Origin of the sequence: Chryseobacterium cheonjiense (genome assembly GCF_012927265.1) — a bacterium.
In the GTDB taxonomy this organism is placed as follows: Bacteria; Bacteroidota; Bacteroidia; order Flavobacteriales; family Weeksellaceae; genus Chryseobacterium; species Chryseobacterium cheonjiense.
In genome coordinates this window covers 1-1,059 of sequence record NZ_JABBGF010000009.1, presented here as the reverse complement: position 1 = coordinate 1,059, position 1,059 = coordinate 1, and the positions used below count along the sequence as shown (strand labels likewise).

1 protein-coding gene and 1 rRNA gene are annotated in these 1,059 nt (G+C 41.2%); both read right to left on the bottom strand.

Annotated features, from left to right (window positions below; translation table 11 throughout):
• A 16S ribosomal RNA gene (locus HHL20_RS19440) occupies positions 1-98 on the bottom strand; the annotation flags it as partial.
• Between the two features lie 651 nt (positions 99-749).
• Positions 750-1,059, bottom strand: a 310-nt coding sequence (locus HHL20_RS19595; RefSeq protein WP_228463230.1) for a hypothetical protein, incomplete at its 5' end; no start/stop codon positions are given.

The window sequence follows — 1,059 nt, the reverse complement described above, 5'->3', positions numbered from 1 at the left end:
GCCGCTCTCAAGTCCCCGAAGGAACTCTACCGCTCAGCTTGCATGTGTTAGGCCTCCCGCTAGCGTTCATCCTGAGCCAGGATCAAACTCTCCATTGTATGTTTGTCTGACTCACTCAAAGTTTTTTAACGCTTTAGTTTTTCCTTACTTGGTTGTTATATTGTATGTCAATGATCTTTATATCTTCCGCTTTTTAACGTAGCAATCTTCTGTCAGTGTTACTCCGTATTTGCGAGTGCAAAAGTAAAAAATTATTTTTAATTGACCAAATGTTTATGAAAGAAATTTTAAAGTTTTTATTAAGTAACCTTAACCCCTCATCCTACTCTGTCAACCCTCTCCTGCGCTTCCGTTTTACCGGACTGCAAAGATACAAATCTTTTTTTTCCTCACAAGTTTTATCTGATAAAATTTGTAATTGTTTTCCTGACCCATATCTCTTTAAAAGAGCTCTTAATTCCCGGCCCATTAAGGCCTCCTCTGCGCTACCTACTTCCTTCCGTTTTCAGTGGGGCAAAGATAGGGCGTATTTGTAATGCAAAACAAGTTTAAAGACCATAAATTTACCTGTTGTGGATAGGATTTTATTTAACTTACTGATATGACTGTTATTAAAATGCGCCTGGTACTTATCCACAATAAACGATTGCCTGAAATGGCGGCGGATTGAAAGGTAATATAGATAAAAATGGTGTCTGAGGGTCTTATCTTTAACCCTTCAGGGGTTTGGATTTCTTGGAGGGTGGGAGCTAGTGAGCGTATTTATGGTTAGGCTTATTATATAATATGAAATAGATGGTAGATTGATAAATGGATTGGATAAGACTGATTTTACAGCTGTCGGTAATGGTATAGTAAAGCTTAGGCTGGCTGCTACTGGTATTCCGAGCATCTTTCTCTTTGGCGCACCCCCACCCTAGCCCGGATCGAGCGGTATGTCTGAGCTCTTTTCTGGTTTCGGCGGCGGCAAAGCCGCCGCCGAAACCAGAAAAAGCGAGTAGCGAGAGCCGGAAATAGCTCCCACTTAAATAAGAGTGAGGGTTTGGGGTTTGGTATTGG